This is a genomic window from Salarchaeum japonicum, assembly GCF_049705945.1.
Taxonomy (GTDB): domain Archaea; phylum Halobacteriota; class Halobacteria; order Halobacteriales; family Halobacteriaceae; genus Salarchaeum; species Salarchaeum japonicum_A.
In genome coordinates, this window is the sequence record NZ_JBNAMV010000004.1 from 1,239,299 (window position 1) to 1,251,512 (window position 12,214).

At 67.7% G+C, this 12,214-nt stretch carries 13 protein-coding genes; 4 read left to right on the forward strand and 9 right to left on the reverse strand.

The window, feature by feature from the left end; genetic code table 11:
* The first annotated feature begins 30 nt into the window (after positions 1-30).
* Complete coding sequence (locus tag ACOZ4O_RS08305) at positions 31-963, forward strand: ABC transporter permease (protein WP_424524840.1); 933 nt, start codon at positions 31-33, stop codon at positions 961-963.
* Between the two features lies 1 nt (position 964).
* Here the strand turns inward: ACOZ4O_RS08305 and ACOZ4O_RS08310 are convergent, their stop codons facing one another.
* Complete coding sequence (locus tag ACOZ4O_RS08310) at positions 965-2,278, reverse strand: phosphoribosylamine--glycine ligase (protein ID WP_424524841.1); 1,314 nt, start codon at positions 2,276-2,278, stop codon at positions 965-967.
* 122 nt (positions 2,279-2,400) lie between these two features.
* Here ACOZ4O_RS08310 and ACOZ4O_RS08315 point away from each other — a divergent pair, with 122 nt between their 5' ends.
* The gene (locus tag ACOZ4O_RS08315; RefSeq protein ID WP_424524842.1) at positions 2,401-2,694 is read left to right on the forward strand and encodes a DUF7130 family rubredoxin-like protein; all 294 of its coding nucleotides are present in this window, start codon (positions 2,401-2,403) and stop codon (positions 2,692-2,694) included.
* Here the strand turns inward: ACOZ4O_RS08315 and ACOZ4O_RS08320 are convergent.
* Together ACOZ4O_RS08320 and ACOZ4O_RS08325 are read right to left on the reverse strand one after the other, a co-directional pair.
* Complete coding sequence (locus tag ACOZ4O_RS08320; RefSeq protein WP_424524843.1) at positions 2,691-3,044, reverse strand: NifU family protein; 354 nt, start codon at positions 3,042-3,044, stop codon at positions 2,691-2,693. The genes ACOZ4O_RS08315 and ACOZ4O_RS08320 overlap by 4 nt on opposite strands.
* Positions 3,045-3,083: 39 nt before the next feature.
* Complete coding sequence (locus ACOZ4O_RS08325) at positions 3,084-3,404, reverse strand: DUF5783 family protein (protein WP_424524844.1); 321 nt, start codon at positions 3,402-3,404, stop codon at positions 3,084-3,086.
* A 127-nt stretch (positions 3,405-3,531) separates the two neighbouring features.
* Here ACOZ4O_RS08325 and ACOZ4O_RS08330 point away from each other — a divergent pair, with 127 nt between their 5' ends.
* Positions 3,532-3,744 carry a hypothetical protein gene (locus ACOZ4O_RS08330; protein ID WP_424524845.1) on the forward strand — a complete coding sequence of 71 codons (213 nt, stop codon included), beginning with the start codon at positions 3,532-3,534 and terminating at the stop codon, positions 3,742-3,744.
* Here ACOZ4O_RS08330 and ACOZ4O_RS08335 read toward each other — a convergent pair.
* From ACOZ4O_RS08335 to hemL, 5 genes are read right to left on the reverse strand one after another with little or no spacing between them, the layout of a single operon-like run.
* Positions 3,736-5,145 (reverse strand): DHHA1 domain-containing protein, encoded by a 1,410-nt coding sequence (locus ACOZ4O_RS08335; protein ID WP_424524846.1) that lies wholly within the window; start codon positions 5,143-5,145, stop codon positions 3,736-3,738. The genes ACOZ4O_RS08330 and ACOZ4O_RS08335 overlap by 9 nt on opposite strands.
* 39 nt (positions 5,146-5,184) lie before the next feature.
* A complete protein-coding gene (locus tag ACOZ4O_RS08340) occupies positions 5,185-5,904 on the reverse strand; it encodes a uroporphyrinogen-III synthase (RefSeq protein WP_424524847.1) in 720 nt (239 codons plus the stop codon).
* Positions 5,897-6,643: a uroporphyrinogen-III C-methyltransferase gene (gene cobA / locus ACOZ4O_RS08345; protein ID WP_424524848.1), complete on the reverse strand. Its 747-nt coding sequence runs from the start codon at positions 6,641-6,643 to the stop codon at positions 5,897-5,899. The genes ACOZ4O_RS08340 and cobA overlap by 8 nt, the downstream gene beginning before the upstream one ends.
* On the reverse strand, positions 6,640-7,758 hold the full coding sequence (hemC, locus tag ACOZ4O_RS08350) for a hydroxymethylbilane synthase (RefSeq protein ID WP_424524849.1): 1,119 nt from the start codon (positions 7,756-7,758) through the stop codon (positions 6,640-6,642). Before hemC ends, cobA begins: the two co-directional genes overlap by 4 nt.
* Before the next feature lie 39 nt (positions 7,759-7,797).
* On the reverse strand, positions 7,798-9,063 hold the full coding sequence (gene hemL, locus ACOZ4O_RS08355; protein WP_424524850.1) for a glutamate-1-semialdehyde 2,1-aminomutase: 1,266 nt from the start codon (positions 9,061-9,063) through the stop codon (positions 7,798-7,800).
* Positions 9,064-9,167: 104 nt separating this feature from the next.
* Here hemL and ACOZ4O_RS08360 point away from each other — a divergent pair, with 104 nt between their 5' ends.
* Positions 9,168-10,001 carry a VOC family protein gene (locus ACOZ4O_RS08360; protein WP_424524851.1) on the forward strand — a complete coding sequence of 278 codons (834 nt, stop codon included), beginning with the start codon at positions 9,168-9,170 and terminating at the stop codon, positions 9,999-10,001.
* Positions 10,002-10,086: 85 nt separating this feature from the next.
* Here the strand turns inward: ACOZ4O_RS08360 and ACOZ4O_RS08365 are convergent, their stop codons facing one another.
* Positions 10,087-11,961: an ammonium transporter gene (locus ACOZ4O_RS08365; protein ID WP_424524852.1), complete on the reverse strand. Its 1,875-nt coding sequence runs from the start codon at positions 11,959-11,961 to the stop codon at positions 10,087-10,089.
* Positions 11,962-12,214 lie beyond the last annotated feature (253 nt).

Sequence of the window (12,214 nt, forward strand, 5' to 3'; positions counted from 1 at the left end):
TTATCACGGAGTGGTCGTGTGAGTGCGAACATGTCGGACTCTTCGGGAACACGCTACGTCCTCGGCCGACTGGCGTGGGCGGTCGGCGTCGTCTGGGTCGTGCTCACCGCGACCTACGTCATCCTCGCCTCCCTCCCCGCGACGCGGTTCGTCGGCCTCACTCCCATCGAAATGGGGTTCGCGGCGGTCACGGAGTCGAACGCCGGCCCGCTCGCACAGTACGTTCAGTGGATGGCGTCCTTCCTCACGCTCGACTGGGGGCAGTCCACGTTCTACGACACGTCAGTCGTCTCCCTGTACGCCGACCGCATCCCCATCACGCTCGCGTACGTCGTCCCCGGTCTCGTCGGGTCGCTCGTCCTCGGCACCGGCGTCGCCACGTACGCCGCCGTGAAGCCGGACAGCCTCCTCGACCGCGCGCTCTCCGCCGTCTCCTACACCGGACTGAGCCTCCCGGCGTTCGTCGCCGCCGAAGCCCTCCTCATCGGCGTCCCCACCCTGCTCGGCTGGACGTACGTCCCCGACCGAAACATCGGCTTCTGGCACCCCCGGAACCTCCAGCGGTTCGCGCTCGCCGCCGCGCTCATCGCGTTCACGTTCGCCGCCGTCCAAATCCGTCACGTCAAGAGCGAGACGACGCAGTACCTCTCCGCGGAGTTCGTGAAAACCGCGCGCTCGAAGGGCGCCGGCCGCCTCCGCCTCGCCGTCCACGTCTTCCGGAACACGTGGCCCGCGCTCGTCTCCGTCGTCCTCGGTGAAGCGCTCGGCTTGCTCGTCCTCACCACCATCGTCGTGGAAGAAGTCTGGGGAATCCAGGGCGTCGGCGTCGCCGTGTTCAACGGGTTCGGCGCGGGCGACCCGATGCTGAGCTTCACCGCCGTGTTCGGCATGGTCGGCCTCGGCGTCCTCGGAACGCTCCTCCGGGACACCGCACGCGCCCTTCTTGACCCCCGCGTGAGCTAATCTACGCCGGCCCGAGGTAGCCCCACGCATGCAGGCGGTCGCCGTCGCCGTCCACCCAGCGCTCCCCGATGTCGTCCCGGTAGTAGAGGTTCGGGATGGTGATATCGTCGATACGCGAGTACGCCTGCTCGCGCGCCGCCTGCATCGTCTCGCCCTTCCCCGTCACGACGAGCGGCATTCCGGACTCGCCGGCGACCCGCCACTGGCCGTCCACGAGTTTCGCGTCCTCGATGTGCACGCCCTCCCTGTTGTTCGACTCGAAGACGACCGCGGCGTTCCGGGAGTTCTCGTCGTACGTCTTCTCGTCGTCGAACGGGAACGGCGGCAGCACGACCCGCACGCCTATTTGGTAGCCGCGATGCACTTCGAGCTCGGGGTCGCGGCCGTTCGCGAGGTCGTAGAAGAACGCGCCCGTCCCCGATTCGAAGGACTCCTCTTGGAGCGTGATGGTCGGATAGCCGAACCGCGGCGTGAACTCTAACGGATAGACGCCGGTGTCGTTCACGATGCAGTTCAGGTCGATACTCCCGACGTAGCCCTCGTCCGCGAGCCACTCTTCCAGCCGGCCGAGCGTCTCCTCGAACAGCCTGTTCCGCCCCGCCCAGAACATCGACGTCCCCATCTCGCCCGTCGACGGCCCGATGTTCCCCGGGAAGAGCTTCTTGTGCTCGAAATTGAAGTTGATGGGTTCGACGAACGACTCGCCGTTGAAAAAGCCGCAGACCGCGACCTCGACGCCCTCGACCTTCCGCTGCAGCTGGAATCCCTTCATTCGGTGGCCCCACGCCTTCTTGTAGGCGCGGAGGACGTCCACGATGTCGCTGCCGTCGTCCTCGCTCCCGACGTAGAGCAGCCGTTTGACGTTCTGCACCTCGCCGAGCGGCTTGATGACGTACGGAGCCGGGTTCTCCCGGACGTGCTGAATACCCGCGTCGAAGTCGTGGAAGATGTGGTGTTCGATGGTGTTGACACCCTGGTCTTCGAGAACCTCCATCGCGTACCCACGGTCTTCTTCGAGGTGATCGGTGTTCGGCGTCCCACCGACCACCGCCTTCCCCTGCTCTCGCAGCTCCTCCGCGAGTTCGCCGGTTCCGATGTCCGACCCGACCCAGATGTCGTCGAAAATCACCACGTCCGCCCACTCGACCTCAGCGCGCCAGTCGTCCGTTTTCTCCACGAACCCGTCCGCTATCTCCTGGTCGCTCTCCGCCTCGATGTAGTACTTCACGTTGTGCCCCTCCCGTGAGACCTGCCACGCTACGTCGCCGATGAGCGCCGCGTCGAGCGAACAGAACAGGAAGTTCTTCGTGTCCATACACGTTGGAGAACCCCACACCCCGTAAACCGTGCGGGGAATCCACTTTTCTATATCGTGGAATATAGTTTATCGCGTAGTTGGCGGGTGCCTTTATCCCGGATGCAGTCGATTCTCCGCGTATGGCAGACGACTCACCAACGGTCGCACTCGGCGCAACGATCTACGACGAGGACGGACAGAAACTCGGCACCGTCCGCGGGTTCGACGAGGACGGCTTCTACGTCACCACCCGCGAGGGCGTCGAATCGCTCTCGATCGAACACGAACGCGCCGGCCACGAGTTCGGCGAGGCCGAACTCACCTGGCGCTGCTCGGAGTGCGGCGAAATGGGCGACCTCCACGACGGGCTTCCCGATGAGTGTCCGTCGTGTGGCGCCGAAAAAGAACAGCTCTACTACTGGACTGAGGACTAGAACGGGGCCTGGGGGCCTTCGTCGTCCTCGCCGTCGTCGGACGTCTCACCGGGGAACGAGGGGCTCATCCCGCCGGTGTCGTGGCCGCCGTCCATGCCGGTGTCCGCGTGAACCGTGTTAATCTCCGGAATCTCCTTCGTCATCCGGGACTTGATCGCCTGAATCGTCATCGGGCTGATGCCGCAGCCGGAACACGCGCCGCCGAGCGCGATGCTGACCGTGCCGTTCTCTCGGTCGATGTTCTGGATGGCGTGGTTCCCGCCGTGCATCTGAATCTGGGGGAAGTTCCGGCGGAGGAAGTTGTTGATTCGCTCCTCCAGGTCGTCGCCGGACTGACTCTCGGTGCTCATATAGAAGAATACGGTGTCTGGCGGCTTAAGTTCTTGGACCTACGCGAAATCGAACGTCGCTCGCAACTGCGTCTTCAACTCCGCCACGTACACGTCGAGCGTCTCTTCGGCCTTCTCGTCGCTCACGGGCACGCCCGTCAAGCGGTCGATGGGGTTCTCGGGGAGTTCTATCGAGAACTCGCCGTCGCCCTCGTAGTGCGGTTCGCTCTCGTTCAGTATCTGCTGGTCGATGGCGTGAATCAGCGTCGAGTCGTACGTCCCGTTCAGTTCGTTGAACGCCCGCTTGTACGCGGTCTGGAGCTGCGAGAAGTACTCCGTGTACTTCTCCTCCTCGAACTCCTCGGGCGTGAAGTCGCTCATACCCTCCATCGGGGGAGTCGGAAGTAAAAACCGGCCGATTCACCAACGATAAACTCCATACGACGATACAGAATCTGGGTTGGTTGGTGACCGACATCGATTTGCCGGCGCTCCGCAATCCCTTGGTATGCGCCGCCGTGACCGCCTCGTCGCCGCCGCCGTCGTTACTCTGATTGCGACGCTCTGCGGGTTCCTCGTCATGGGTACCAGCAGAGGGTTCGTCGGTTATCGGACCGCCCGACTGCTCTCGGTCCCGTTTATCGTACTGGCCGCCGCGAGCGCTGTCTACGCGTTCTCCGTCTCCGTGCTCGTGTACGCCGGGGTTTTGGAGTTAGGCTAACTGCGCCGCGACCAACCGCCCGACCTCGTCGATGAACGCCTCGACGGCGTCCTCCGGAATCGTCGCGCCTGCCGCGACGGTGTGTCCGCCGCCGTCACCGCCGACCGACCGCGCGGCCTCCCCCATCACGACGGAGAGGTCAAGGCCGTCGTCCACGAGTTGGCCCGTCCCCCGTGCTGACGCCTTCAGTTCCGTCTCGTTCTTTCGCGCGAGCGCCACGATGGGTTTGGCGTATCGCACGCCGTCCGCGCTCATCGCCATCCCTGCGACGATACCGACGATGGTATCCCGAATCTCGTCGCCGGCGTCGAACCACTGCACGTGCTCCTCCTGCGTGACACCGTGTTCCTCCACCCAACGCACGCCCGCGGAGAGGTTCCGGCGGTGCTCGGCGAGGAGGTCGCGGGCGTCGTCGAGCGCGTCCCCGCGGTCGCCGAGGCAGACCGCGAGCCCCACGTCCGCGCGCTCGTAGCGCGCCGTCGCGTTCAGGAGCGTGGAGAACTCGCTCGCGTCCCGCACCTCCGTCCCCGGCGTCTCCTTGACCAGGGTGTACGTCGTTCCGACGAGGTCCTCAACGTCGTCCGTGTCCACGCCGTTGCGTATCGCGCGCCGGATGAGCGCGCTCGCCACCGTCTGCTTCTCCTCGACGGTGAGCTCGGCCCACGTCGGCCACTCGCCGTCCCGCTTGAGGTCGATGTCGAGACCGGCGAGGAAGCGCACCGCGCCCTGTCTGTCGTTCGTGATACCGGCGATGTGGACGTCGCTCGCGTACGCGAAGAGTTTCGGGAGTGGGCGGGTCTGCACGCCGTACACGGCGAGGCCGCGCGCGGTGTCGAGCACGCCGGCTTCCACGCCTTCCTCCGCGACGACGGTGTTCGCGCCGACCAGTTCCCCGCCCTCCGTCTGCATGTCGCCGACCGCGCCGACGACGGCGAGCGCCGCCAAGTCCCTGTTCTCGGAACCGCCGAGCGCCCGAGCGAGCACGTACGCCGCGCCCGCGCCCGAGAGTTCGCTTCCGCCGTCAACACCCTCCAGAAGCGGGTTCAGGTGGTAGTCGATGTCTACGTCCGCGGGCTGGTGGTGGTCGGCCACGACGGGCGTGAAGTCGTACTCGGTAATTTCGTCCAGTTGGCCGCTCCCGAAGTCCGTGAAGAGAACGGTGTCGTGGCCGGTGTCGGCGATGGCTTCGATTTCTTCCGGGCCGAGTTGGTTCTCGAACCGGGTCTCGTGGTCGATGCCCGCCCGAGAGAGGGCCTGGGAGGCGACGCCGGCGCTCGTGAGGCCGTCGGCGTCGATGTGGGACGCGAGGAGAACGTCGTCCGCGTCGCGGAGCGCGTCCGCACACCGGCGTGCGCGCGCTTCGAGTTCGGGAACGGGAAAGGACGCCGTGGACTCACTCATCGCTACCCGCTAGGTCGCTCCCGGCTATAAACGTCCGCCCTACAGTCGGTCGAGCACCGCGTCCGCGAGCGCCTCGAAACTCGCCTCGGCGGGCACGACGTCGACGTCGATACCACGCTCCTCGGCGGTCTGGCGGGTCGGTTCGCCGATGGTGCCGACGACGGCGCGGTTCAGCCCTTCGACCGCTTGCGCGCGCTGGCCGCGTTCGTCCGCGGCGTCGAGGAAGTGTTCGACGGTGAGGCTCGACGTGAACAGCGCGGCGTCGAGGTCGCCGCTGGCCGCGCGCTCCGTCGACGCGCCGCTCTCGCTCGGACGCGTGAGACGGTAGAGAACGGTCTCGTGGACGTACGCGCCCGCCTCGGTGAGGCCGTCGAGCAACACGTCGCTCCCGTGGTCGGAGCGCGCGACTTCCACGCGCAACCCACCGACCCGGTCCCGCAGGACGTTCACGAGGCCGGTAGACGAGTACTCCCCGGGGACCACGCCCACGCCGAACCCCTCCGTTTCTAGTGCAACTCGCGTCGACTCGCCGATCGCGCACACGGTCGCGTCGCCGGGTGTCCAGCCGGCGTCGCCGACGAGTTCCGCGCCCGTCTTGCTCGTGAACACCACGTACTCCGCGTCGTCCCGGGGCGCGTTTCCGGTGGGCGCGACCGCGAGCATCGGGTCCCCGACGGGGTCCGCACCGCGCGATTCGAGGTAGTCCGCGGCGCGCGCGAGCCGGCCGTCGTCGGGCCGGAAGACGGCGACGTCAGGCATCCAACCACGCCTCCACGCGCTCTCGGACGCGCGCGACCTCGCCGATGACCGTCACCGCGGGTGGTTCGATGCCCTCCTCGTCGCGCACGCCGACGATGGTGTCGAGCGTGCCGGTGGCGACGCGCTGGCCCGGACGCGTTCCCTTCTCCACGAGCGCGACCGGCGTCTCCGGGTCCATGCCGGCCCCGCGGAGTTCGCGCGTGTACTCCGGGAGTTTTCCGACGCCCATCAGCACGACGAGCGTGCCGCCGGTGTCCGCGAGCGCGCCCCAGTCCACGCTCGACTCCTCCTTCGTCGGGTCCTCGTGGCCGGTGACCAGCGTGACGCTCGACACGAAGTCGCGGTGGGTCGCTGGAATCCCCGTCACCGCGGGCGCGGCGAGCGGCGACGTGACGCCGGGCACGACCTCGAACGGCACGTCGTGGTCCGCGAGGTACGCCATCTCCTCGCCGCCCCGCCCGAACACGAACGGGTCGCCGCCCTTCAACCGCACCACGTGCTTGTCCTCCCGGGCGAGTTCGACGAGTCGCGCGTTTATCTCCGACTGCGGGGTGCGCTCGCCGCCCGCGCGCTTCCCCACGTCCTCGCGCTTCTCCTTCGGAATCGTCTCCAGGATGTCCGGGCCGGGAAGCTTGTCGTGCAACACCACGTCGGCCTCGTCGAGCAGCCGACGGGCCTTCACGGTGAGGAGTTCGGGGTCACCGGGGCCGCTCCCGACGAGCGAGACGGTGCCGGTCATTCTCGGCGCGCCTCCGCGATGAGGTCGGCAGCGCCGCGCTCGCGGAGGTCGGCGGCGAGTTCGCGCGCCTCGGACGCGTAGTCGTCGATGTCGAGTTCGCGCGTCTCCGTCACGGACTCGCTGCCGTCCTCGTTGAACACCTGGACGTGCGTGCGGACGACGCCGCCCTGGATGAACGCGTGCACGCCGATGGGGGCGATGCAGCCGCCGCCGAGTTCTTCGAGCACGACGCGCTCCGTCGTCGTCTCCACGCGCGAGCGCGGGTGGTCGAGCGCCGTGTGCACCGCGTCCGCCACGTCGCCGTCCAGCGCCGTCACCGCGAGCGCTCCCTGTCCCGGCGCGGGCACGTGGTCCTCGACGGGGAGGTCGGTGAGCGCCACGTCGTACGCCAGGCCGCTGCGTTCGAGGCCGGCGCGCGCGAGCACGACCGCGTCGTACTCGGTTTCCACGTCGCGCTCCATCGCCGCGCGTTCGAGTTCCGACAGCGAACTGAACCACTCCTCCACGTCGCGCTCGTAGACGCGCTCGTCGTCCTGATGGATGTCGTCGCCGTCGCGCTTCTGGTCGCGCGCCTCCGCGGACTCCTGTTCCTTCTCGTACTCGAGCCGTCGCTCGTGTTCCGCCTGCAGCGCGGGCGCGAGCAGTTTCTCCAGTCGGGTGTCCACGTTCCCCCGAATCGGCTCCACCGTGAGGTCGGGGCGCGCGTTCAACACCTGGGCCTTCCGGCGGAGACTCGACGTGCCGACGACCGCGCCGTCCGGCAGTTCGTCGAGGGTTTCGCCGTCGATAGTCGCGACCACGTCGCCCGCGCTCGCGCGCCGCGGCACCGCCGCCGTCACCAGGTCGGCGGGCACGTCCGTCGGCACGTCCTTCATCGAGTGCACCGCCGCGTCCACCTCGCCCTCGAGGACGCGTTCGTCCAGCGCGCGCACGAACGCACCCGTCTTCCCGAGGTCCTGGATGCGTTCGTCCGTGATGCGGTCGCCCTCGGTCTCCACCTCCACGAGTTCCACCGTGTACCGGCGGTCCTCGAGGGCGGCCTGCACCTCGGCCGCCTGCCGGCGCGCGAGCTGAGACCCCCGCGTCGCCAGCCGAATCGGCTCGCTCTTGTCCATACCAACACTCGGACGGCGTCGTTGAAACCCCCTTCCCTTCTAGAGCGCGTCCGCGTACGCCTCGATGGTTCGATCCACGTCCTCCTCCGTGTGGCCGTGCGAGACGAACTGACTCTCGAACTGGTTCTGTGAGAGCATGATGCCCTGATCCTGCATCTGCGGGCGGAACACGCGGTTCCAGCGCTCCACGCTCGCGTCCCCGACATCGCTACCGTTCCGTGGACGCTGGCCGTCCCGCGTGAACACGACCTTGAACAGGCTGTCCGTCCCTACGACCGAATACGCGGGCGCCTGATCTTCCACTACGTCTTCGAGGCCCGACCTGAGCCGGTCGCCCAGCGCGTTCACGTGGTCGTACACGCCCTCCTCGGCGGCGTACCGGAGTGTTTCGAGGCCCGCAGCCATCGTCACGGGATGCCCGGAGAACGTCCCCGCCTGGAACACGTCGCCCGACGGCGTGAACTCGTTCATAATCTCGGTCTTCCCGCCGATCGCGCCGACGGGGAAGCCGCCGCCGATAATCTTCCCGAACGTGGTGAGGTCGGGGTCGAAGCCGTACTTGCCCTGCGCGCACTGCAGGCCGCCGACGCGGAAGCCCGTGATGACCTCGTCCCAGACGAGGAGGGAGCCGTGGTCGTCCGTCAAATCGCGGAGCGTCTCGTGGTAGCCGGGTTCCGGTTCGACGATGCCCTTGTTCGCGAGAACCGGCTCCACGAGCACCGCGGCGATGTCGTCGCCGTGCTCCTCGAACACCTCGTGGGCGGCCTCCGGGTCGTTGAACGGCACGGGGAGCGTGTGCTCCGCGAACGACGCGGGAATCCCCGGTGACGACGGCTGGCCCTGTCCCTCCACCAGTGTTGATTCCTGCGCGCCGTGGTAGCCGGATTCCATCACGACGACCTTGTCGCGGCCCGTGTAGCCGCGCGCGAGGCGGACGGCCGAGACGGTCGCCTCCGTCCCCGAGTTCACGAACCGCACCATCTCCACCGAGGGGACGTGGCGCGTCACGAACTCCGCGTGCTCCACTTCGAGCTCGGTCGGCATCCCGAACATCGGGCCGTCCGCCGTCCGGGACTGGATGGCGGACGTGACGCGCTCCGGGAGGCTGTGCCCGAGGAGGAGCGGGCCGAGCCCCATCACCCAGTCCACGTAGCGGTTCCCGTCTGCGTCCACCACGTGCCCGTCCTCGCCCGACCGAACGAACGTCGGGTACGGCACGGGCGCGGCACGCACCGAGGAGTTCACGCCGCCCGGCAGCGAGTCGAGCGCGCGGTCGTAGAGGTCGCGGGACGTATCGCGGTTCATACCCGGGGTTGGGTCGGACTCGGGAAAAGGATTGACGCTCCGCACTCGCGGCGACCAGCGCCGCCGCCCCCGGCGTTTATACGCTCGCTCGCGTCCGTTCACGCATGAACGACAGCCTCGACGGGACGCGGGTCGGCCGCGTCGCGCTCACCGTCAGCGACCTCGGCGAACTCACCGCGTTCTACCGGGACGTCGTCGGTCTCACTGTTCTCGACCGGACGCCCGACAGCGCCACGCTCGGCGCCGGCGACGCGCCCCTGCTCGAACTCCGCGAGGACGCGAACGCTCCCGCCCGGCCGCGGTCGGCCGCCGGCCTCTACCACGTCGCGTTCCGATTCCCGACGCGGCGCGCGCTCGCGGACGCCCTCGAACGCGTCCGAGAACACTGGCGGCTCGGCGGCGCGTCCGACCACGGCGTGAGCGAGGCGCTCTACCTCGCCGACCCCGAGGGCAACGGCGTCGAACTCTACCGCGACCGCCCCCGGGACGCGTGGCCGGTCGCGGACGGCCGCGTCGCGATGACGACCGACCCGCTTGCCCTCGACGACCTCGCCGCGGACGCCACCGGCGCGCGCGACGCACCCCCGAAAACCGACGTGGGCCACGTCCACCTCGAATCCACGGACCTCGCGACCGCCCGCGAGTTCTACGTCGACGCGCTCGGCCTCTCCGTCCGCCAGGAGTTCGGCGACGACGCCCTGTTCGTCGCCGCGGGCGACTACCACCATCACGTCGGCCTCAATACGTGGCGGGGCCGCACCACGCCCAGCGAGGGCCGCGGCCTCGACTGGTACGAACTCCTCGTCCCCGACGACGCGACGCTCGACGCGGCCGCCGACCGACTCGCGGACGCCGACTACGATATCGATCGAACGCCCGACGGCATCACTGTCGCCGACCCGGACGACGTTACGCTCCGCCTGCGCGTCGACGAGTAGCGCCGCCGCTCACCGACTCGAACAGCGAAAAGTGGATGATGGATGGGAGTTCGCTGTCGGTTCCCGCGCGATACGACTCGCCCGCTCAGACCGCGTCCGGACCGGTCTTCCCCGTCCGGACCTGGTAGGCGTCGGAGACGGGGATGACGAACACCTTCCCGTCTCCCTTCTCGCCAGTCTGCGCCGCGTCCGCGATGGCTTCCACCACGTCCTCCGTGGGGATGTCAGCGACGACGCACTCGATTTTGACCTTCTGATGGAGGTCGACCGTGTACTCCTCGCCGCGCCACTGCCCGGTCTTCGCGGGCTGACTGCCGCGCCCGGAGACGTTCGTGACGGTGAGCGATGGCGCGCCGATCTCCGCGAGCGCGGTCTTCACCTCGCTCAGGCGGTCGGGCCGGATGACCGACATCACGAGGTCGATCTCCGAATCAGAGTTGAGTTCGAGGCCGTCCTCTGACTCGTCCTCGCCGCCGTCGGTAACGGGACGTTCGTCCGTGCGTTCCCCACTACCGTCGGTACGGAGGCCGTCTTCAGGGAGGTCGACGCCGCCGTCCGTGACGAGTTCGGGGTCGTCGTCCTCGTTGCCGCCGTCGGTGCGGAGTTCGCCGCTACCGTCGGATGCGGGGTGGTCACCCGTGCGCATCCCACTGCCATCAGCCCGGACGGTGGCTTCCTCGCCGCCGAACTCGGGGTACGCGGCGATGCCGTGTTCGCCCTGGTCGAGGCCGACTTCTTCTTCGTCCTCGTCGACGCGGAGGCCCCAGATGGCGTCCGCGATGGTGAGCGCGATCCACATCGTGACGATGGTCCAGACGGCGATGACGAGCACGCCGGCGACCTGCATCGCGAGCTGGCTCGCGCCGAAGCCGTCCGCGGCGAACACCGGGATGAGGATGGTGCCGATGGCGCCCGCGCTTCCGTGCACGGCGAACACGCCGCAGACGTCGTCTATCTTGAGGTTGCGGACGACCCAGCGGTGGACGATGGGCGTCTGCACGCCGCCGATGAGGCCGATGATGACTGCGCCCCACCAGGTGACGTGGAAACACGCGCCGGTGATGGCGACGAGGCCGGCGAGCAGGCCGTTCGCCGCGAAGAGCGGGTCGGGCTTGCCCTCGCGGAACGCGGTGACGATCGTGGAGCCGACCGCGCCGACGCCCATCGCGAGCGTGGTGTTCAGTGCGACGCGACCGAGCGCGTCGGCGTTGTACGAGACGCCGGCGAGTTCGGTGGCGTCACCGACGGAGATGACTGCTTGGGTGCCGACGTTGAAGCCGTACCAGCCGAACGCGAGAATGAACGTCCCGATGACGGCGAACACGACGCTGTGGCCGGGAATCGGGTGTGGGTTGCCGTCAGCGTCGAAGCGGCCCGTCCGCGGGCCGACCATGGCCGCCGCGACGAGGCCGGCGAGGCCGCCGAGCATGTGCACGACGGTTGCGCCCGCGAAGTCCTCGTAGCCCGCGCCGATGGCCTGTCCGAGGTAGCCGGCGCTGGACAGTAATCCGTTGCCGCCCCACGCGAACCCGCCGATGACGGGGTAGATGATCGCCGTGAGGCAGATGGCGGTGAAGACGTACGCGCTGAACTTCATGCGTTCCGCGACCGCGCCGGAGACGATGGTCGCGGCGGTCATCGCGAACACCGCGCCGAACAGCCAGCCGACGTACGCGCCGGGGTCGCCGATGTACGCGAACGCGGCGTTCACGTCGACGGCGACGCCCTCGGTGGTGAGCATGCCGGCGAGCGCGTAGACGGCGTTCCCGACGAGGAAGAACACGATGACGCCGAGCGCCCAGTCCATCATGTTCTTCATGACGACGTTGGCGGCGTTCTTCGCGCGGACCTGTCCGGCCTCCAGCAGCGCGAACCCGGGCTGCATGAAGAAGATGAGGAAGCAGACGACGAGCGTCCAGACCGTCTGGACGCCGCTAGCGAGTTCGATGAGGCTCGCCATCACGACACCTCCGCCGTACCGCAACTACTCATTGGACGTTCGTCTACCGATGTTGCCGTGTTGTGTTTCAACATGCGTCTAACTCACGGGAGGACACCATGAAAGAGTGGAATATAATGGTTTGCTTCAGAAAACAAAAATATAGGGGGAGTTAGTGCGCATATGGACAAAACCTAATCAGGTATTACCTCCTTAAGGATGTATTCCGTCCAATTGTGTGGCAATTGTTTCCATAGCGCTTTCCGAACGTAGT